Genomic DNA, 20827 nt, shown 5'->3' with positions numbered 1-20827 from the left:
AACAGCAGGATATCCTGCTGTTTTTTAGCACTTTCAAAAATGAATACATAAGGAGTGGAAAAGGCATGGTCGAAAGGAGAAAGCCTATCCCTGTAAGGGAAGCTATTGATAAAATCCTGCAGATGGATTTTTCCGGGGAAACTGAATGGGTCCCAATCAATCAAAGCTATGGCCGTTATCTTGCGGAAGATTTAAAGGCAGCGAATGATGTGCCTCATTTTGACCGTTCCCCGTATGATGGATTTGCCGTCAGGGCAGCTGATACAGCAGGTGCCTCAGCTGACAGCCCTGTGGAATTTGAGGTTGTGGACCATATTGGGGCCGGCTATGTGGCAAAGGTGCAAGTGGGAGCATACCAGGCTGCGAGAATCATGACAGGTGCTCAAATGCCCGCAGAATGTGATGCAGTGGTTATGCTGGAGCTTGCCAGGACAGAGGAGCGGGACGGAAAGAATTTTATGAGCATAAAAAGGTCCTTTAAATCAGGAGATAATGTTTCTTTTCAGGGGGAGGATGCGAAAGAAGGAGACATCCTGCTCAGAAAAGGAAAAAAAATCAATCCGGGTGTGATCGCCATGCTGGCCACCTTCGGCTGCAGCAAAGTGCCTGTCGCCAAAAAGCCTGCTATCGGGCTGTTTGCAACAGGCACTGAGCTGCTTGATGTGGATGAGGCGCTTGAACCGGGCCGAATCAGAAACAGCAATTCCCATATGGTGATGGCGCAGATTGAGCGCTCGGGCGCCGCCTGCGAGTATTATGGGAAGCTTCCGGACGATTTTGATACGTGCTTTACAGCCATAGAGGCAGCGCTTGAAAAAACCGATATCCTGGTCACTACAGGCGGTGTGTCGGTAGGGGATTATGATTATCTGCCGGCTATATACCAAAAGCTTGGCGCTGAAGTGCTTTTTAACAAGGTGGCCATGCGCCCTGGAAGTGTCACAACTGTAGCCCGCCTTGGCGGAAAGCTGTTATTTGGGCTGTCAGGCAATCCATCTGCCTGCTATGTGGGTTTCGAGCTGTTCGTAAGGCCGGTGATCCGGGGAATGCTGTATACGGATAAAATTCATTTACGGATGGTGCAGGCGGCTCTTGGGGAAGACTTCCCAAAACCGAATCCATTTACACGGTTTGTGCGGAGCAGGCTTGAATACGAGAATGGCCGGCTCATCTCAGTGCCAAGCGGCGTGGATAAATCAAATATTGTCATGAGCCTGGCGGGGGCAGATGCTCTTATGGTGCTTCCCGGCGGTACAAGGGGATACCAAAGGGGCGATGAAGTACATGTGCTGCTGCTCGAGGATGACCAGGGAAGCAGCCAGCCATGGTAAAGCCCGTTGTTTTTCAGATTGTGGGTTTCAAGAACAGCGGGAAGACAACGCTTGTCCAGGCAGTAATAAGAGAGCTGCAAAAGAGAGGGTTTGCAGCCGTGACGATCAAGCATCATGGACATGGGGGGAAACCGGGTGTTCTTGAGGATAAAGATACCTCTTTGCATATGAGAGCTGGTGCGCTGGCCAGCCTCGCGGAAGGGGAGGGCAGCATCCTGATCCAGGCTGACAGGCTGGACTGGCCCCTGGAGCGGCTTATTCAGCTGATGTCTGCTTTCGGGCCTGACATCATCCTTATCGAAGGATATAAAAAGGAGTGCTATCCGAAAGCTGTAATTGTCCGGAACCTGGAAGAGGCGGAAGACTTGTCCCGTCTTGACAATATCCATGCTGCCGTAACTCCCCTTTTGCCTGAAGATATGCATCCCTATTTCGGGAAGAATCTTGTCTGGTCATCTTCGGAAGCAGCAGATAAATTGGCTGCTTATGTTATCAGTCTTTCTCAATAGATTTGTTGAACAGCCACCCTTCGGGGCGGCTTTTTTTTATTTGAATCAGGCACGATATGAATTTTCATTCATGATTTTGAATATTTAATTAAAAATTAACATATTTATGGTTGATTTTGTTTTGCTAAATTTCTATAATAAGAGAAACATTATACATATTTATAAATATATTTGATTAAATATACAAAGGTGAGGGAGGGAGCCCATGAAGGCATCCATTATCGGTACAACAGGATACGGCGGGGCAGAGCTTCTCCGCATTTTACAGCACCATCCTTATTTCCGGATTCAATCCATACACTCTACCAGGGGGGAAGCACCTGTTTCCAATGAATATCCGCATCTGCTTGAGATAAACAGGCAAACTTTAGAGGGAATTGATATAGAGAAGATTTCAGAGCAATCTGACGTGGTCTTTCTGGCAGCTCCTTCAGGTGCATCTGGCCAGCTTGCCTGCCAGTTTGCAGGAAGGGATATTAAAGTCATCGATCTGTCCGGGGATTTAAGGCTGCCGGGGGATCAGTATAAAACCTGGTACAAGAAAGATCCACCGGACGTTTCGGTGATTGAAGAATCTGTATACGGTCTGAGCGAGTGGAATAGAGAAAAGATCGAGGGGGCGGATATCATAGCCAATCCCGGATGCTATCCAACAGCAGCTTTGCTGGGCCTTGCTCCAGCACTCTTAGGGGGGCTTATAAAGCCGCAGGGAATTATCATCGATGCAAAATCAGGGATATCGGGTGCCGGCCGTTCTCCTTCAAAAGGGACCATGTTTGCGGAAATGAGCGAAAACTTCAAGATCTACAAAGTGAATGAGCATCAGCATACACCTGAAATTGAACAGCAGCTCAAGCTGTGGAATAAAGATACTTCCCCAATCACTTTCAGCACACACTTGATTCCTGCCGTACGTGGAATCATGGCAACCATGTATGGTGAACTGGAGGAAGGCATTACAGCAGAAGAAGCAGCAAGCGCATACCGGGAAGCTTATGAAGCTGCGCCATTTATAAGGGTAAGGCAGCAGGGAAATTACCCTGCCACCAAGGAGGTCACAGGCAGCAATTATTGTGATATCGGACTTAGCGCAGATAAGCGGACAGGAAGGCTTACCATAGTAGCAGTCATTGATAACCTGATGAAAGGGGCTGCCGGCCAGGCTGTCCAGAATGCCAATCTGATGTTCGGATTTCCGGAAAATGCGGGGCTTGAATTCATACCAGTATTTCCATGATGGCAAACGTCCGTTAAGAACTGGTCGATTATAGCATTATGGACTGTTCAATTACTGGTGCCAAATGCATAGTGTTTTTTAAAAGAAAATTCTTAGGAGGCAAATCATGCAAGCATTGTCACAAGAAAGTGCTGTGAAAGAGATTCCGGATGGCAGCATTATCAGCCCAAAGGGGTATAAATCTGCAGGTGTACACGCAGGGCTAAGGTACAGTAAAAAGGATGTTGGTGCCATTATCAGCACAGTCCCGGCAAACAGTGCGGCTGTTTATACAACAAGCCTTTTCCAGGCAGCCCCTTTGAAGGTAACCCAGGAAAGCCTGGCCGCCGGAGGAGTGCTGCAGGCGGTGATCGTGAACAGTGCCTGTGCAAATGCCTGTACAGGGCAGCAGGGATATAAGGATGCGCTTGAGATGAGGAAGCTGGCAGCCGGGAAATTCGGCCTTGAGGAATGTTCGGTAGCGGTTGCTTCCACTGGTGTGATAGGCGAGTATTTGCAAATGGAGAAAATCCAGGCGGGAATAGCGGCGCTTGAGCCAAAAAATGGAGCAGAAAGTGCAGAAGACTTCCAGACTGCCATATTAACGACCGATACAGTCATGAAAAGCTGTGCTTATGAAGCAGACATTGACGGTGTTCCGATCCGGATGGGCGGAGCAGCCAAAGGCTCAGGCATGATTCATCCTAATATGGCTACAATGCTTGGTTTTGTTACAACCGATGCCTGCATCTCTCAATCAGTCCTGCAGAAAGCATTAAAGGAAGTCACAAACAGTACCTTCAACCAGATTACGGTTGATGGTGATACCTCTACAAATGATATGGTCCTGGTTATGGCCAACGGACTTGCCGGGAATCAGCCTCTGTCTCCGGAGCACCCTGAATGGGATGTATTCCTTGGCCTCCTCGGGTCCTGCTGTGAGAATCTTGCAAAGCAGATCGCAAAGGACGGTGAAGGGGCGACGAAGCTGATTGAGGCAGAAGTTGCCGGTGCTGTTTCCGATCAGGAGGGGGCCGCAGCAGCAAAGCAGATCGTAGGATCTAATCTTGTTAAGACTGCTGTATATGGAGCAGATGCAAACTGGGGCAGAATCATCGGCGCCCTCGGACAGAGCAATATCAGCCTGGATCCTGAAAATGTGGATATCTGGATTGGTCCGATATGCATGCTGAAAAACAGTGAACCGCAAGCATTTTCGGAAGAAGAGGCAAATGCCTATCTCCAGAAGGAAAATATAAAGATTTCGGTCGACCTGCATAATGGAAAAGGCCGGGGAAAAGCATGGGGCTGTGATTTATCCTATGACTACGTCAAAATCAATGCGAGCTATCGCACTTAAGGGGGCACGGATGAGTCTAATTGTCATTAAATGCGGAGGCAGTATCTTAGAAAAGCTGACAAGCGATTTTTTTGACAGCCTTAAGAATCTGAATATCCAGGGTTATCAGATGATCTTTGTTCATGGAGGCGGTCCTGAGATCAATGATATGCTGAGGCTTAAAGGAATAGAGTCCCAATTTGTACAGGGGCTGAGAATAACGGATGAAAGAACCCTTGAAACAGCTGAAATGGTCCTTGCCGGCCAATCCAACAGGAAATTGGCCGATCTGCTTCAGCAGAATGGGTTCAATGCTCTTGGAATGAATGGTCCGGACGGTATCCTCCAAGCAGAATATGTTGATAAGGAAAACCTGGGCTTTGTCGGCAGGATTGATCATGTTTCGGCTGAAGTGCTGCAGCTTCTCCTGCAAAACGGGTATCTTCCAGTTCTCACACCATTAGCTAAAACAAAGGAAGGCCAGAAGCTCAATGTCAATGCAGATTACGCAGCGGCTGCCGTGGCCCTGGCCCTGAATGCAGAGCAATGCCTGTTTGTGACTGATGTAGAAGGCATCAAGGCAGAAGGGGCTTTAATAGATAGGCTGGATGATGAAAAGGCTTCAGCATATATACAGGATGGAACCATCTCAGGCGGGATGATCCCGAAGGTGGAATCGGCCCTGGCTGCTATCCGGCAGGGAGTGAAAAGCGTCCGGATCATTTCAGGAGTAAAGCCGTTTTATACAGGCGGTGCATGGGGCGGAACACAAATTAATTGCAAAGAGAGGACAATGGCATGAGCAATCTTTTTCCTGTATACCAGCGCTGGGATATCGAACCAGCAGAAGCAAGCGGATGCACCATCATCGACAAGGCCGGAAAAGAATATCTCGATTTCACGTCAGGTATCGGCGTCTGCAATCTTGGGCATCGTCCAGTGGCGGTAGAAGCAGCTGTCAAGGAACAGCTGGGAAACTTCTGGCATGTTTCCAATCTTTTTGAACAATCAGGCCAGGAGAAAGCAGCCTCACTTTTATGTGAATATGCCGGGATGGACAGGGCGTATTTTGCCAACAGCGGGGCCGAGGCAAATGAAGCGGCCATCAAACTGGCCCGGAAGGCAACCGGGAAAACGAAAATCATTACCTTTCTCAACTCCTTCCATGGCAGGACATTTGCGGCCATGTCAGCTACTGGCCAGGAGAAGATCAAACACGGCTATGGGCCGATGCTTGAAACATTTGTGTATGTTCCTTTCAATGATATAGATGCAGTGAAAAAATCAGCAGATGAAGAAACAGCGGCAGTCATGCTTGAAATGGTGCAGGGAGAGGGCGGCATCCATATTGCAGATAAAGTGTTTGTAAGGGAGCTTGCTGCATTTTGCAAAGAAAAGGGCATCCTCCTGATCATCGATGAGATCCAGACAGGGATTGGCAGGACGGCTAAGCCATTTGCGTATATGCACTTTGATATTCAGCCGGATATGATAACATCGGCAAAAGGGCTGGGCAGCGGATTGCCGATAGGCGCCATGCTTGGAAAAGAACATCTGGCAGAGTCATTTGGCCCGGGGAGCCACGGATCTACTTTCGGCGGGAACCCGATAGCGATAGCTGCAGCTTCCGCGACTCTGGAGGCCGTCATGGATGAAGGATTCAAGTCAAGCCTCAAAGAACTGAGCGGCAGCTTCAAGAATGTTTTGCAGGAGACGCTCTCAGATATTCCGGGAGTGAAGGATATCCGCATCCTCGGAATGATGGCAGGGATCGAACTCTTGGTTGAAGCTCAGCCTGTTCTTCAGATGCTGAGAGAAAAAGGTCTGATCGCCCTACCGGCTGGAACACATGTCATCAGGCTTCTTCCTCCTTTAACATGCACATTGGAACAGATAGAGCAAGCTGCAGGCATTATTGCAGATACACTGCGGACTACTGCATCAGTCCATTCATAAGAGAAGCAAGAAATATATCATACAGCTGAAAAAGCTGTTTTATTTTGAAGGTTATGTATAAAAATTAATAAAAAATAATATTTATGCGTTAGCAGAGGTGTTTGCACATGAAGGGCTACTTACATTTAAACAGCGGAGAAACATATGAAGGTGAGTGGATTTCTGAGTCCCCGCCGGAGCATACAGAGGGGGAAATTGTCTTTTTCACCGGCATGACCGGCTATCAGGAGGTTTTGACAGACCCGTCCTACAAAGACCAGATTATTGTGTTCACCTATCCGCAAATAGGAAACTACGGAGTAAATGAAACAGATTTTGAGAGCAGAAAGCCGCATGCTGCAGGGGTCATTATCTATGGAACCCCGGAAGGTGCGCATCATTACCAGTCTAAATACAGCCTTAAAGCGTATTTGAAGAAATGGGGAATACCGCTCCTGGGACATATCGATACAAGAGCAGTCGTAAAAAAAATCAGAAATGCAGGCACAATGCCGGCTGTTATGTCGCTTCAAAAAGAAAAAACCTGCTGTTCACATGAAAAAAGCTCCTTAAAAGTAAGAGCTGTCTCGCAAACCGTGCATACTCCTGCCGGTGCCGGAAGCATCCATATCGTCCTGATCGATTATGGAAATAAGAAATCGATTGCTGAATCACTGCTTAAACGCGGATGCCGCATCACAACCGTACCTTTTAACACCAGCTTTGAGGAAATCAATGGTCTGCAGCCGGATGCAATCCTGCTTTCAAATGGACCTGGTGATCCAAAGCAGCTGAAAGATATGCTGCCTGAAATCAAGAAGCTGATATTCAGCTTTCCAGTCCTGGGAATCTGCCTGGGCCATCAGCTTGCAGCTTTGGCACTTGGTGCAGACACTAAGAAGCTGGCATTTGGCCATCGGGGGGCCAACCATCCAATAGCGGATTCCCGCACAGGAAGAGTCATGATGTCATCCCAGAACCATAGTTATGTTGTGGATGAGAAAAGCCTGAAGGGAACCGGCTTGAAGACAAGATTTCATAATCTCCATGACCGGTCAGTTGAAGGTCTTGTTCATCAATCACTTCCGCTCAGTACAGTCCAATTCCATCCGGAAGCCCATCCCGGGCCGCAGGATGCAGAATATATATTTGATGAGTTTATTGAAATAATCAATGCAGCACATGGGAGAGTTACAGCTTATGCCTAAAGACCAGACGATCACTTCAATACTAGTAATAGGATCTGGCCCGATTGTCATCGGCCAGGCCGCAGAGTTTGACTATGCAGGGACACAGGCCTGCATGGCACTGAAAGAGGAAGGCTATAAAGTCATACTCGTCAATAATAACCCTGCGACAATCATGACAGACCACAGTTATGCGGACACGATTTATTTTGAGCCGCTCACCGTTGATTCACTTGAAAAAATTATCATGAAAGAACGCCCGGATGGCCTGCTGGCTTCGCTGGGGGGCCAGACAGGCCTGAATCTGGCAATGGCACTGAGCGAAACAGGAGTGCTGGAAAAATATAAAGTCAAAATGCTCGGCAGCCCGATTGCCAGCATAAAAAAGGGCGAGGACAGGGAGGAATTCCGTCAGCTGATGAAAGAACTGGATGAACCTGTACCGGACAGTGAAATTGTCAGGGAAGCAAAGGAAGCAAAGCGGTTTGCCGAAGCTTCTGGCTTCCCGATTATTGTCCGCCCTGCCTATACGCTCGGCGGCTCAGGCGGCGGGATCGCACATTCGATGGAAGAATTCATGCTTCTCGTCGAGGGAGGGCTCCTCGAAAGCCCGATTTCCCAATGCCTTGTGGAAAAAAGCATTGCAGGCTATAAAGAGATTGAGTATGAAGTGATGCGCGACAAAGATAATACATGCATCACCATCTGCAATATGGAAAACATCGACCCAGTAGGCGTCCATACCGGGGATTCGATTGTTATCGCACCTTCCCAGACGCTGACTGATGAAGAATATCAGATGCTGCGCTCTGCGTCTATCAAGATCATCTCCGCACTCGGAATCATCGGAGGATGCAATATTCAATTTGCCCTGGATCCCGAAAGCAAGAAATATTATTTGATAGAAGTGAACCCGAGGGTCAGCAGATCGTCTGCGCTTGCTTCAAAAGCGACAGGATACCCAATTGCAAGGATGGCTGCCAAACTGGCTGTCGGGTACAGCCTGTCCGAGCTGCTCAACCCGGTTACTGGCGATACGTATGCAAGCTTTGAACCAGCCCTTGATTATGTGGTCGTAAAATTCCCGAGATGGCCATTCGATAAGTTCTCAGAAGCGGACCGCAGGCTTGGCACTCAAATGAAGGCAACGGGGGAAGTGATGGGGATTGACCGCAATATCGAAAGGGCGCTGCTAAAAGCAGTGCAGTCGCTTGAAGGCGGCAATCTGGATTTGAAAAACTACGGGCTGGGCGGCTTGACAGATGATAGCCTCATCACCAGGATGAAGGGCCAGACTGATGAAAGGTTCTTTATCGTAATGGAGCTCCTGCGCAGAGGGCATCATATCCATTCCATCCATGAGCTTACAAAAATCGATCTCTTTTATCTTCAATGCTTTGCCGGCCTTGCCAGCCTTGAAAAGGAAATTGCATCCTGTTCTCTTGAAACGGTTTGTAAAGAACAGATGCAGGTGTTCAAGGAAAAAGGATTCAGCGATGAGTATCTTGCATCCATATGGAAGGAAGATGCTCTGTCAGTCAGGAAGAAGAGAAAGCAATTGGGAATACTGCCTTCATACAAAATGGTGGATACCTGTGCAGCTGAATTTGAAGCACAGTCCAATTATTATTATTCAAGCTATTATGGGGAAAACGAGCAGCTGCCAAGCGAAAACAAGAAGGTGCTGATCATCGGAAGCGGACCTATCCGCATCGGGCAGGGAATCGAGTTCGATTATTGCTCTGTACACGGGGTATTTGCCCTGAAGGCAGAAGGCATTGAAACAGTGATGATCAATAATAACCCTGAAACGGTCAGCACAGACTTTGCAACAGCCGACCGCCTTTATTTTGAACCGCTGACACCGGAGGCAGTCCTTAATGTTGCCGATTCAGAAGGCATTAAAGATGTCATCGTCCAGCTGGGGGGACAGACTGCGCTTAACCTGGCCGATAAGCTGGAAAAGGCAGGGCTCAACCTGCTTGGGACGCGTTCGGCAGTCATTGATGACCTCGAAGACCGCGACCTGTTCTACCGCCTCCTCGATAGGCTGGAGATTCCGAGGATCAAGGGAGAGACTGCTGCAGGGGACACAGAGCTGAGAGAAGCAGCAGAAAGAATCGGCTACCCAGTCCTGATCAGGCCTTCTTTTGTCATCGGCGGAAAAGGAATGCACATAATCAGGAGCAGCAGCGAGCTGTCGAGCTTCTTGGAAAAGCATGAAATCACCTACCCTGTGCTTTGTGATCAATTTTTGCATGCTGCTGAAGCAGAGCTGGATCTTGCAGCTGATGGAGACAATATCCTTGTCCCGGTCATCATGGAACATATCGAAAAAACAGGGGTCCATTCCGGGGACAGCCTCTCCGTACTGCCGGCACAGTCCGTTTCCGGGACAGCTAAGAAAAAAATGTTCGAGTATGGGAAAAAAATTGTTAAGGATCTGGCCTATAAAGGTTTGATGAACATCCAGTATATTGTTGACGGAGAGGAAGTATACCTGCTTGAAGTAAACCCGAGGGCTAGCAGGACTGTGCCGGTTGTCAGCAAGGTGGCAAATGTCCCTCTTGTACAAATTGCGACAAAAATATTGCTTGGGAAATATAAACTGCCCGAATCAGAAGGGCCGGTGTACGATAATCTGCCGTTTGTCTGTGTGAAATATCCGGTATTTTCAAATTATGCCCTTAAAGGGCTTGATCCAAAAACATCACCGGAAATGAGGTCGACAGGAGAAGGAATTGCTTTGGCCACTTCATTGAATGAAGCTGTGAAAAAAGCATTTCATAAAGAAATAAAGCCTGCAGCAGCAGCTGTCATCATGACGGGAAGAGGCGAAACAGATCGTATGGAAGGTCTTGAAGAGACATTGGACCTTTTAGGAATAACTCTTCAGACGGCAGGTGGAGACCGGGATATGGATGCAAACATCCTTGCTGTCTTCAGCAGGGGAGAAGCACAGGAAGATTTTGTGCTGAGAGAATTTGCTGTCAAGAACCGCCTCCCTGTCTTTACACAGCCGGAAACGCTCAATGCCTTCCTGGAATCTCTCCAGGTCAAAGAATGGGAAGTATGCCCTCTTCAGGAATGGCATAATCAAATCATTAAGGATGTGACACATGTATGATAACCGCACAAGCAGCTGATAAAAGCCTCGATATCCAGGGGAAGGATTTCTTGACCCTGGCTGATTTCTCTAAAAATACAATTCTGGGTCTTGTCCAGAAGGCCAGGAAGATGAAGAATGCCTCCCTGCTGGGCAAGGATTCCAAGTCTTTGAATGGAAAGATATTGGGAATGATTTTTGAAAAGCCATCAACAAGAACGAGGGTGTCTTTTGAGGCTGGTATGATCCAGCTCGGAGGGAGTGCCCTTTATCTGAACAGCAATGATCTCCAGATTGGGCGAGGGGAAACCGTTGCAGATACAGCAAAAGTTCTTTCCCAGTATGTTGATGCGATTATGATCAGGACCTTTTCCCATGGGATGGTTGAGGAGCTTGCACTGCATGCAGATATTCCGGTTATCAACGGGCTGACGGATCTTTACCATCCCTGCCAGGCGCTGGCCGACTTGCTGACCATCTATGAAGTGAAAGGAAGGCTTGAAGGATTAAAGCTTGTTTATGCAGGTGATGGGAATAATGTAGCCCACTCCCTGATGATTGCAGCAGCCAAGGTAGGCATGAATCTGACAATTGCAGCACCGCCAGGATATGAACCCCAGGAAAAGGTGCTGGCGCTGGCAAAGCAGTTTGGCAAAGAAACCGGCGCGGAAATTGAAGTAGTGAATAGTGCCATTGAAGCAGCTGCAGGTGCTGACATCCTTTATACTGATGTTTGGACCAGCATGGGCCAGGAACAGGAAAATGCCGAGCGTCTTGAGATATTCAAGTCTTACCAGGTAAATGCCCAGCTTGCAGCAGCTGCAAAACAAGATTATACCTTCCTCCATTGTCTCCCGGCGCACAGAGGTGAGGAAGTTGCTGCAGATATAATCGATGGCAGCCATTCTGCTGTATTCCAGCAGGCGGGGAACCGTCTCCACGCCCAGAAGGCGCTGCTCTCAGAGCTCTTATAAATACTTAAAACCCAGAGACCGCGGACTCTGGGTTTTTTTTGTGGCAAAGGTATCATTTTTTAGGGCAGTCAGTTTGACTTATGATAGAAAATAGACGATTGGCCCAACAATGAAGCAGTAGATGGCAAAATAAATAAGGTTCCCTTTAGCCATGATATTCATGAACCACTTCAGTGAAAAATAGGATGCCACCAAAGAAGCGATGAAGGCAATGGCGTAGGGGAGGGCCAGTGATCCTAAGTTTGGGTCGCCGAGCAGGTCCTTAAGGCCAAGGATCATTCCTCCGGCACTGACTGGAATATACAGCAAGAAAGAAAATCTAAGCGCAGTTTCCTGCTTCATGCCAAGGCCCATGGAAGCTACGATGGTCGCCCCGGACCGGCTGATGCCGGGAATGAGTGCAACTGCCTGAGCAAGGCCGACAATGACGGCATCCTTGACCGTGAGCCCTGCATCATTCTTCCTTCCTTTCATATTGCGGATCAGCCACAAAGCAAGACCAGTTACTACCAGGGTGATTCCCACGGTTTTAATATTGGCGAGATGCTCATCGATGTAATCCTCAAACAGGATGCCGATTACGCCGGCAGGAATGGTGCCGATGATCAGATAAATGATAAAGCGAAAATCAGCTTCTGCCCTTTTATCCTTTGTTGTTATGTACACAAGGCCGTTTTTGGCAAGCCTGATGATATCTTCCCTGTATATAATGAGAACCGCAATCAAAGAAGCAGCGTTAACAAGCAGGGCAAAGCTCATGCCTTCTATTTTTAAATCCATAAAGTGCTCGGCAATTTCCAAATGTCCGCTGGAGGAGATGGGGATAGGCTCAGTGAATCCCTGGAATAATCCTAAAAGCAGATACTTGACTAAAGTGAAAAAATCCAATTGTTTATCCTCCAATTTTCTTTTTTATCCTTATTCATTTAACTATAACCAGCCGGACGTGTAAAGCGATATCAGGGCGTGGGAATTGTTTCTTCCTTTAACACGGTTGTGGATGGATATAATAATAATGATTTTGACTATAAGGAGGAGTTGCACGATGGGGCAGAACCGCCAATTCCGTCCGGGCCAGAAGGCTCCCAATAACGGGATCTATATCGAAATCGGTGAAACCGGGAGCAATGTCAATAACCCGAAGCAGCTGAAAATGAAAGCGGGAGACACATTTCCGGAAGCTTCCAATCATAACCGGATCTGGACATACCAGCGAAAGCCTTAAGAAGCGGGGGGATCATTCCCCTCGTTTTTTTTCATATGTTCCCAAAACTGCCCGGCCGTATGCTTTGCTGGTGCATAACCTGTAAAAGCTTGTTTTTAACGAGAGTGAAAAGGCAATAGATAAGAGGGCATCTAAATTCTTTACATACATGTACAAAAGTCTATAATATAAATAAAGGTCAATAAAGGTCAAAGGAGGTTTTTTAATGGATCTTAACAAAATGACGGAAAGGATGCAGCAGGGGTTCTTGAATGCCCAGTCAAAGGCAGCGATCATGCAGCATCAGGAAGTAGACGAAGCCCATCTGTTCCTGAGCCTCATGGAACAGGAAGACAGCCTTGTCAGCACGATCCTTGAGAGAGCCGGGGCTTCTGCTAAAAGCTTCAGCAGCGGTCTTGAGGATAGCCTGGAAAGAAAACCCCAGGTATCAGGCGGAGGAGCAGAACAAGGTAAACTGTATATAACTGCCGCCCTGCAGAGGCTTCTCGCTGAGGCGGAGAAAATGATGCAGGAGCTTGAAGATCTTTATCTTTCAGCAGAGCATCTGATGCTTGCTGCTGTGCGCGGAAAAACCCAGGCTGGCAAGCTCCTGGCCGGTATTGGTGCTGGCTTTGAAGAATTAAATACGGCCATTATGGCTATCAGGGGGAATCAAAAAGTGACCTCGCAAAACCCGGAAGCTTCTTATGAAGCGTTGAAGAAATATGGCAGAGATCTTGTTGCGGAAGTAAAGGCAGGAAAAGTGGATCCTGTAATCGGCAGAGACAGTGAAATCAGGAATGTTATCCGCATCCTTTCCAGGAAGACGAAAAATAATCCCGTTCTTATCGGCGAGCCGGGCGTTGGCAAAACAGCCATTGTAGAAGGTCTGGCCCAGCGGATTGTGCGCAGGGATGTGCCGGAGGGGCTGAAGGATAAAACGATATTCTCACTCGATATGAGTTCCCTTGTTGCAGGGGCCAAATTCAGGGGCGAGTTTGAAGAAAGGCTGAAAGCGGTATTGAATGAAGTGAAAAAAAGTGAGGGCAGGATTCTCCTCTTCATTGATGAACTCCACACGATTGTAGGGGCGGGGAAGACCGAAGGGGCAATGGATGCAGGGAATATGCTGAAGCCGATGCTTGCACGAGGAGAACTGCACTGCATTGGTGCCACTACACTTAACGAGCATAGAAAATATATTGAAAAAGATCCGGCGCTTGAGCGCAGGTTCCAGCAGGTGCTGGTAAGCGAACCGGATGTAGAGGATTCCATCTCCATCCTGCGGGGGCTTAAGGAGAGATTTGAAATCCACCATGGCGTCAACATACATGACCGTGCCCTGGTCGCTGCAGCAGCTCTTTCTGACAGATATATCACAGACCGCTTCCTGCCGGACAAAGCGATTGACCTTGTTGATGAGGCATGCGCCATGATCCGGACAGAAATCGATTCTATGCCTGCTGAGCTTGACGAAGTGTCACGCCGCGTCATGCAGCTTGAAATAGAAGAAGCGGCTCTCGAAAAAGAAAGTGATGACAGCAGCCGCGAACGCCTTGAAGCCCTCCAGAAAGAACTGGCAGGACTGAAAGAAAAGGCATACTCCATGAAAACGAAATGGGAGCTTGAAAAAGAAGCTATCCAAAAGGTTCAGGAAAAAAGAGAGCAATTGGAGAAATACCGCCTGGATCTTCAGGAGGCTGAGAATAATTATGATCTCAACAAAGCGGCGGAATTGCGGCACGGATCTATCCCTGCTCTCGAGAAAGAGCTGAAGAAGCTGGAATCCGAGGAAGGGGAAAGGCAGGGAGAGCGTCTCCTCCGCGAAGAGGTAACAGAAGATGAAATTGCCGGCATTGTGGCGAGATGGACCGGAATCCCTGTCACAAAGCTTGTAGAGGGTGAAAGGGAAAAGCTCCTCAAGCTTGAGGATACTCTCCATCAGCGCGTCATCGGCCAGGAGGAAGCGGTCAGCCTTGTAGCTGATGCCGTTCTCCGGGCAAGAGCCGGCATCCAGGACCCGAACCGGCCGATCGGCTCTTTTATCTTTCTGGGGCCAACCGGAGTAGGAAAGACTGAGCTGGCCAAGGCACTCGCTCACTCCCTTTTTGACAATGAAGAACAGCTGATCCGGATCGATATGTCCGAATATATGGAAAAACATGCGGTTTCAAGACTAATCGGCGCACCTCCCGGGTATGTAGGATATGAGGAAGGCGGACAGCTTACAGAAGCAGTAAGGAGAAAGCCGTACTCAGTCATTCTTCTTGATGAAATTGAAAAGGCCCACCCTGAAGTTTTCAATGTTCTCCTGCAGATGCTGGATGATGGACGGGTAACGGACTCTCAGGGCCGGACGGTTGATTTCAAGAATACAGTCATTATTATGACTTCCAATATCGGCTCTGCTTATCTGCTCGAACAGGCAGGCAAAGAAATCCCGGAGGAGACAAGGGATAGGGTCATGACCGAATTACGAAGCCGGTTCCGTCCTGAATTTCTTAACAGAGTCGATGAAATGATTCTGTTCAAGCCCCTGTCGCTGGGAGACATTAAAGGGATTGTCGGCAAGCTGATGCTGGACCTTCAGAGGAGGCTTGAAGACCAGCATATTAAAATAAGTATAAAGGATGAAGCAAAAGAATATATTGCACAAAATGGATTTGATCCGGTGTATGGGGCGCGCCCGCTTAAACGATTCATCCAAAGGAATATCGAAACCAGGCTTGCAAAGGAAATCATTTCCGGAAGGATCCGGGATAACAGCTCTGTCGAAATAGGAATTGAAGATGGGGGCATCAGACTTAATGCTTTAAGGAAGTCCTGAAGGGCCGCAGCCAAAAAAAGTCATCCTGCTTCATGCAGGATGACCTGGTTTTGGCGGCTGATTAATGCAAGCCTTGTTTGCCTGCAGATTCCTCAGGGATAATGGCGGACAGAACAAGAATAAGGATAGTGGCACCTGCAGCGAGGATGGCACCGGTTACAAAATCAAATGTTGAGCCAATCATGGAACTGACTACATATGTCAGCATTTCTACAAGCAGGAAAGTCCAGAAAAGAGTCCAAAAGTATTTCACTGTTTTCACCTCATTATGTAATCTTATATCATATTACCACAACCTGAAAAAATAATAAACGCCTTTTAGCCATGACTGTCCGCGGGCCGGGGGCTGTTTCCTCTTTTTCACTGATGGTAGGCATATTCCCTTGCATTTATCCATGCTTTTCATACATTAATTATGATCACATATGTAAAAGGAGTTTTTATAATGGAACACCGAAACTTCAAACTCGATACCGAATGGAATATGATCCACTATCCTGAGCGGCCAAAAGGTTTCGGTATCATGATCATTGGGGATGAGAGGCATTTCGTTGACGAAAAGAGCAGCTTCTGGACGCAGAATGAAGGAAAGGCAGCGATTCTCCGCCTGCTGAGAAGAGCAGGATATACAGTGTTCTATTCCAATCTATACGGGAGGAATTGGGGCAGCGATAAAGCGGTAGAAATGGCGAGGAATTTATATGAGCATGTCCTGAGGACAGAAATCATCAATGAAAAAATCCACATTATCGCAGAAGGAATGGGAGCGCTGGCTGCCTTGAAGCTTATGAAGGAAATGGAAGGGAAGATCCGCTCTGTCATCCTCCTGAACCCTGTCCTTTCACTCAAGGACCATCTGGAGCAGGAAAAGGAACATAAATTCTTTTATAAAAAGCTTCTTAAGGAGCTTGCCATATCACATGAGTCTGACTCGCCCCGGGCTCTGGCAGAACGTAGCATGCCGGCAGAGGAAATAATGGACCGCACGCCGATCCCGGTGAAAATCATCCATGTACTGTCAGGAGGCAGGGCATATAAACAGTCAAGCCTGCTGAATGAACTTTCTGTCAAGTGGAAGGATGAGAAAGCGCCCATATCAATCTGCTATATGCTCCCAGATAAAAAGCAGCAGCTTGGCAGCCAGATGGCCAAATTTTTAAAATCATATGAGAAGATTTTATAGGAGCCTATTATCCAATAGGCTTTTTTTACATGATGCTGTGTGAGTGTACCTTGTTTAACAAAGCCTTCATGATAAGAGAAAGCAATTTTTTAACTTCGGTTTCAGTCTGGCAGCAGCGCCAATCCCCTTTGAGATTACAAGCCAAGGAGAAATATTTCCAGTTCCCCGGCATAGGATACTAAAAGTAGGTGTATCAGGGAGGAAGTGCAATGAATCGGGCAATTGTTGTAGGCGCATACGAATTTTTGGGTTTCCATTTGGCGATGAAGCTGCTGGACCGCGGGCTTGAAGTGACAGGGATTGTTCCAGGCTCCAGGGGGGATGACAGGTATACAGCAGATAAAGAATTGCTGGTTGGACGCAATGCCAATTTTACTGTGTTCAGCGAAGCAGACTGGAAGGCAAATGGCTCCATTGAGGAACCTCATCTCATCTTCCTTTCGCTTTATGACTTTTATTTCAGGGAAGAAACGGAGCTTTCCTTATGGGAAGGGATGTTTGGACATTTAGAGGCATCAATAGAAGAAACACGCTCCAAGCCTGTTATCCTGATGCCCGTCCAGTATTATGAAGCCGGGAACGAGGGGAACTGCCATTCTGGAGCCCTGAAAATATATCTTCCTACCCTGTTCGGGCTATGGCAGCCTTCTGCTTTTGCTTTTCAGAGGGCAATCGAGGGGCTGGAAAATAAGGATAACACCATGCTTGAACATAAAGGGGATGCAATACATGCAGCGGAAGCCGCTGAAGGAATTATTGAAGCAGCCGCAACAGAAGAAACCGGGTCTCTTTTGTTATGGAGCGGTGAAAAAGGCCGCTGGGGAAAATGTGCCAAGCATCTTGGCATGAAGGAGCCCGCCGATTGCAGTCCCGCAATTGCTCCTGAAGCAGACAGGAAAATCATCAAAGAACAAATACCTTATCATATTGTGCTGGATAAGCAGCAGGAATATGTGAAAAGAAGCGCGGATTCTTCCAGCCGGCTAAGCGGGCCGGGCAGCCCCAAAGTTTTCTAATGGAGGAAAAATATTTTCATTCCGCTGAATTAAGGGTAAAATGAAAAAAGACGAGGAAATTATGGGTCTTATGACTCTTTCATCCGGTGCCGGAACAGCCGGTGCCGTCCTTAAATACTGAAGCTGCACTACTGCCTTTTTGCTGGCCTGTTCTAATGGCCAGCGGCACCATTTAGAGAGCCTTTATCAGTGCACTTGGAAAGGCGGTCAGATATACATGCTCCGTTTTGTGAAATTCATAAGCCCGATTCTGCTGCTCCTTCTGGTGCTGTCGTCATGCGGACAAGCTTCTCCCCGCGGAGAGCTGAAGAAAGCAGGGCTGCTGGTGCCCGATACGATCAATGACCAGGTCTGGGGCACGAAAGGCTATAAAGGGATGCTGAAAATCCAGTCCAAATTCGATGTGGATGTATTCTATAAAGAAGGAATGAACTCTCTTCCCGTTGTTGAGCGTGCTGTAAGGGAGTACGCCCAGAAGGGGGTAAACCTTATTTTTGGCCACGGAAACGAGTACGCCTTATATTTCAATGAAATTTCGGATGAATACCCTGACATCCATTTTGTCAGCTTTAATGGCGATGCCAATAATGAGAACACCACCAGCTTGAATTTTGAAGGGTATGCTATGGGTTATTTTGCAGGGATGCTTGCGGCAGAAATGTCAGAAACCAATAAAGTTGGAGTGATGGCAGCCTTTGAATGGCAGCCTGAGGTCGAGGGTTTTTATGAGGGAGCCATCTACCAGAATGAAGATACAGAGGTGGAGATACGCTATGTCGGAGAATGGGATAATGAACAGAGGGCCCTGGAGCTTCTGGATGTCATGGCCAGGAATCATTCTGATGTGATTTACCCTGCCGGCGACGGCTTTAATGTGCCTGTGATCGAAAAAGTAAAAGAACTGGGTCTGTATGCGATCGGCTATATATCCGACCAGTCAGACCTCGGGGAATCGACCGTCCTTACGAGTACGATCCAGCATGTAGATGCACTTTATGAGCTGGTGGCTGAAAGGATGAATAATGGGGAGCTTAAATCGGGGAATCTGTCATTTGATTTTGATGATGGTGTGATTTCGCTTGGAAAATACAGCCCGGATGTTGACCCAAATTATCGGGATGAGCTAAACTCATCTATTGAAAGGTATAAAGAGACAGGCAAATTGCCTGGCCAAAGTTGAGGAAAAGGAGGGAATGTCCTTATGCAATCCAATGATAAAACGATGGAGTTTATGCAAATAGCCATGAAATATATGCCTGAAGCCCAGCAGGAGCTGGAAAAGGCAGGTATTGAGCTGTCGCTCGAGATGATCCAGCCATTTATGACACTTTTCACAAAAGTTATGAATGAGGCATACGAGCTAGGCAGGCAGGATGCCCAAAGCGGGGAATAAAACGGATATCAATACATAAAACAAGCTGCCCATAATCAGGCAGCTTGTTTTTTATTCAAATTAATGGAAAACTCTTCTTATCCTTTTTTCAGGAGCTGCTGGAATAGAGGTGTCACCTTTTTAAAAAGCGGCTTCAGCTGTCCGGCTGAAGTCATCAGAGTATCAATATTGTCCATCAGCTGTCCAAGGTCTACACCATCGAGAATCTTTTCAATCTGGCCAGGCTCCCGCGCATCTTCCCGTCCGTTTGCCGGCTTGCGCTCCGGGCCGCCTAGTATCCAATCCCCCATTGGTCTCACTGATGGGCCTTTGCTCTCTGAAGCCTCATTTGCCATATCATCCTGTACCCTTTGCCTCGGGCCGAACATGAACCTGGAGAATCCGTCCAGCTCCGAATGCTGCTTTTCTTCCCTGCTGTCCGTGTCCATCGTGCATTCCCCTTCCCCTGAATATCTTTATAATAACGTATGCCGCGGGATTTCCTGTGATAGGGCAGAAGCCGTGGCGTAAGAGAAATTTTCGAGTAAAAAGGTTGCTTCTTCTTTATTATTTTTGCTAAAATTAGTACCAAGTCATAATAATTGATAATAATATGAGTATAAATACGGCTGATTCGCCGGCTGGCTTTTAAATTGTGAGAAGGAGTGGGTTTCCATGAATGCAGGCATACTTGGAATCGGAAAGTTCGTTCCGGAAAAGATACTGACAAATTTTGATTTGGAAAAAATGGTTGATACAAACGATGAGTGGATCAGAACAAGGACAGGGATAGAACAGAGGCGGATAGCGGGTGACGATATGGATACTTCCGACTTAGCCTATAATGCTGCGGTTGCCGCCCTTAAAAATTCAGGGGTCTCTGCAGAAAGCCTTGATATGATTCTGGTGGCAACAGTAACTCCGGACCAGCCGTTCCCGACTGTTGCATGTATGCTGCAGGAGAGGCTTGGCGCTGTCAAGGCTGCTGCTATGGATATCAGTGCTGCGTGTGCAGGTTTTATGTATGGTATGATAACTGCAAAGCAGTTCATTGAAACCGGTGCGTATAAACATATCCTTGTCATAGGCGTGGAAAAGCTGTCAAAGATAACCAACTGGGAAGACCGGAACACAGCGGTTCTTTTCGGCGACGGGGCAGGCGCTGCAGTGATAGGACCGGTATCGGATGATAAGGGAATCCTGTCCTTTGAGCTTGGGGCGGACGGCACTGGCGGAAAGCACTTGTATCAGAATGAGAATGACCACATTTACATGAACGGCCGGGAAGTTTTCAAATTCGCCGTCAGGCAAATGGGGGAAAGCAGCCTGAATGTCCTGGAAAAAGCGGGGCTGTCCAAGGAAGATGTGGATTTCCTTATCCCTCACCAGGCGAACATAAGAATCATGGAAGCTGCACGCCAGCGCCTTGAGCTGCCGGAAGAGAAAATGTCCAAAACTGTCCATAAGTATGGAAATACATCAGCAGCCTCCATTCCGATCTCGATAGTCGATGAACTGGAAGCCGGAAAAATCAAGGACGGAGATCTCCTTGTCATGGTCGGTTTCGGGGGCGGACTTACATGGGGCGCCATTGCTATGCGCTGGGGCAGATAACAGAATGCCAGCCT

At 47.7% G+C, this 20827-nt stretch carries 19 protein-coding genes; 16 read left to right on the top strand and 3 right to left on the bottom strand.

Features of this window, described 5'->3' with window-relative positions; all coding sequences use genetic code 11:
• The first annotated feature begins 65 nt into the window (after positions 1-65).
• From Q9R36_RS04945 to argF, 9 genes are all read left to right on the top strand, one after another.
• Positions 66-1331, top strand: a complete 1266-nt coding sequence (locus Q9R36_RS04945; RefSeq protein ID WP_101550885.1) for a molybdopterin molybdotransferase MoeA — start codon at positions 66-68, stop codon at positions 1329-1331.
• Positions 1325-1840: a molybdopterin-guanine dinucleotide biosynthesis protein B gene (gene mobB / locus Q9R36_RS04940; protein WP_311224609.1), complete on the top strand. Its 516-nt coding sequence runs from the start codon at positions 1325-1327 to the stop codon at positions 1838-1840. The genes Q9R36_RS04945 and mobB overlap by 7 nt, the downstream gene beginning before the upstream one ends.
• Positions 1841-2045: 205 nt before the next feature.
• Positions 2046-3077, top strand: a complete 1032-nt coding sequence (gene argC / locus Q9R36_RS04935) for an N-acetyl-gamma-glutamyl-phosphate reductase (protein ID WP_311224608.1) — start codon at positions 2046-2048, stop codon at positions 3075-3077.
• Between the two features lie 106 nt (positions 3078-3183).
• A complete protein-coding gene (argJ, locus tag Q9R36_RS04930) occupies positions 3184-4416 on the top strand; it encodes a bifunctional ornithine acetyltransferase/N-acetylglutamate synthase (protein WP_311224607.1) in 1233 nt (410 codons plus the stop codon).
• Between the two features lie 10 nt (positions 4417-4426).
• Positions 4427-5197: an acetylglutamate kinase gene (gene argB, locus Q9R36_RS04925; protein ID WP_311224606.1), complete on the top strand. Its 771-nt coding sequence runs from the start codon at positions 4427-4429 to the stop codon at positions 5195-5197.
• Complete coding sequence (locus Q9R36_RS04920) at positions 5194-6351, top strand: acetylornithine transaminase (protein WP_148950146.1); 1158 nt, start codon at positions 5194-5196, stop codon at positions 6349-6351. The genes argB and Q9R36_RS04920 overlap by 4 nt, the downstream gene beginning before the upstream one ends.
• Before the next feature lie 107 nt (positions 6352-6458).
• Positions 6459-7538 carry a carbamoyl phosphate synthase small subunit gene (locus Q9R36_RS04915; protein ID WP_009794070.1) on the top strand — a complete coding sequence of 360 codons (1080 nt, stop codon included), beginning with the start codon at positions 6459-6461 and terminating at the stop codon, positions 7536-7538.
• The gene (locus Q9R36_RS04910; RefSeq protein WP_311224605.1) at positions 7531-10644 is read left to right on the top strand and encodes a carbamoyl-phosphate synthase (glutamine-hydrolyzing) large subunit; all 3114 of its coding nucleotides are present in this window, start codon (positions 7531-7533) and stop codon (positions 10642-10644) included. The genes Q9R36_RS04915 and Q9R36_RS04910 overlap by 8 nt, the downstream gene beginning before the upstream one ends.
• A complete protein-coding gene (argF, locus tag Q9R36_RS04905; RefSeq protein WP_009794072.1) occupies positions 10641-11597 on the top strand; it encodes an ornithine carbamoyltransferase in 957 nt (318 codons plus the stop codon). Before Q9R36_RS04910 ends, argF begins: the two co-directional genes overlap by 4 nt.
• Positions 11598-11675: 78 nt before the next feature.
• On the opposite strand, the gene Q9R36_RS04900 is transcribed toward argF, so the two are convergent.
• Entirely contained in the window at positions 11676-12485 is an 810-nt protein-coding gene (locus Q9R36_RS04900; protein WP_022543603.1) for an undecaprenyl-diphosphate phosphatase, read from the bottom strand.
• A gap of 157 nt (positions 12486-12642) precedes the next feature.
• Between Q9R36_RS04900 and Q9R36_RS04895 the strand changes: the two genes are divergently transcribed.
• The gene (locus tag Q9R36_RS04895; RefSeq protein ID WP_009794074.1) at positions 12643-12822 is read left to right on the top strand and encodes a YjzC family protein; all 180 of its coding nucleotides are present in this window, start codon (positions 12643-12645) and stop codon (positions 12820-12822) included.
• A 205-nt stretch (positions 12823-13027) separates the two neighbouring features.
• A complete protein-coding gene (gene clpB / locus Q9R36_RS04890; protein ID WP_311224604.1) occupies positions 13028-15628 on the top strand; it encodes an ATP-dependent chaperone ClpB in 2601 nt (866 codons plus the stop codon).
• Positions 15629-15689: 61 nt separating this feature from the next.
• On the opposite strand, the gene Q9R36_RS04885 is transcribed toward clpB, so the two are convergent.
• Complete coding sequence (locus Q9R36_RS04885) at positions 15690-15881, bottom strand: YjzD family protein (RefSeq protein WP_022543604.1); 192 nt, start codon at positions 15879-15881, stop codon at positions 15690-15692.
• Between the two features lie 192 nt (positions 15882-16073).
• On the opposite strand from Q9R36_RS04885, the gene Q9R36_RS04880 reads away from it, so the two are divergent.
• The 4 genes from Q9R36_RS04880 to Q9R36_RS04865 all read left to right on the top strand — a co-directional run bounded on the left by Q9R36_RS04880 (position 16074) and on the right by Q9R36_RS04865 (position 19220).
• Entirely contained in the window at positions 16074-16811 is a 738-nt protein-coding gene (locus Q9R36_RS04880) for a lipase family protein (protein WP_022543605.1), read from the top strand.
• Positions 16812-17020: 209 nt separating this feature from the next.
• Positions 17021-17827, top strand: a complete 807-nt coding sequence (locus Q9R36_RS04875; protein ID WP_009794079.1) for a Rossmann-fold NAD(P)-binding domain-containing protein — start codon at positions 17021-17023, stop codon at positions 17825-17827.
• A gap of 217 nt (positions 17828-18044) precedes the next feature.
• Entirely contained in the window at positions 18045-19007 is a 963-nt protein-coding gene (locus tag Q9R36_RS04870) for a BMP family ABC transporter substrate-binding protein (protein ID WP_009794081.1), read from the top strand.
• A 21-nt stretch (positions 19008-19028) separates the two neighbouring features.
• The gene (locus Q9R36_RS04865) at positions 19029-19220 is read left to right on the top strand and encodes a ComZ family protein (protein WP_009794082.1); all 192 of its coding nucleotides are present in this window, start codon (positions 19029-19031) and stop codon (positions 19218-19220) included.
• 77 nt (positions 19221-19297) lie between these two features.
• Here the strand turns inward: Q9R36_RS04865 and Q9R36_RS04860 are convergent, their stop codons facing one another.
• Positions 19298-19648, bottom strand: a complete 351-nt coding sequence (locus tag Q9R36_RS04860) for a hypothetical protein (protein ID WP_009794083.1) — start codon at positions 19646-19648, stop codon at positions 19298-19300.
• A gap of 226 nt (positions 19649-19874) precedes the next feature.
• On the opposite strand from Q9R36_RS04860, the gene Q9R36_RS04855 reads away from it, so the two are divergent.
• Positions 19875-20813, top strand: a complete 939-nt coding sequence (locus tag Q9R36_RS04855) for a beta-ketoacyl-ACP synthase III (protein ID WP_009794084.1) — start codon at positions 19875-19877, stop codon at positions 20811-20813.
• Positions 20814-20827: the final 14 nt, after the last annotated feature.

Source organism: Bacillus sp. AG4(2022) (assembly GCF_031844465.1).
Taxonomy (GTDB): domain Bacteria; phylum Bacillota; class Bacilli; order Bacillales; family Cytobacillaceae; genus Bacillus_AB; species Bacillus_AB infantis.
The sequence above is the reverse complement of the archived record's forward strand: the minus strand, read 5'-3'. Positions and strand labels throughout refer to the sequence as shown.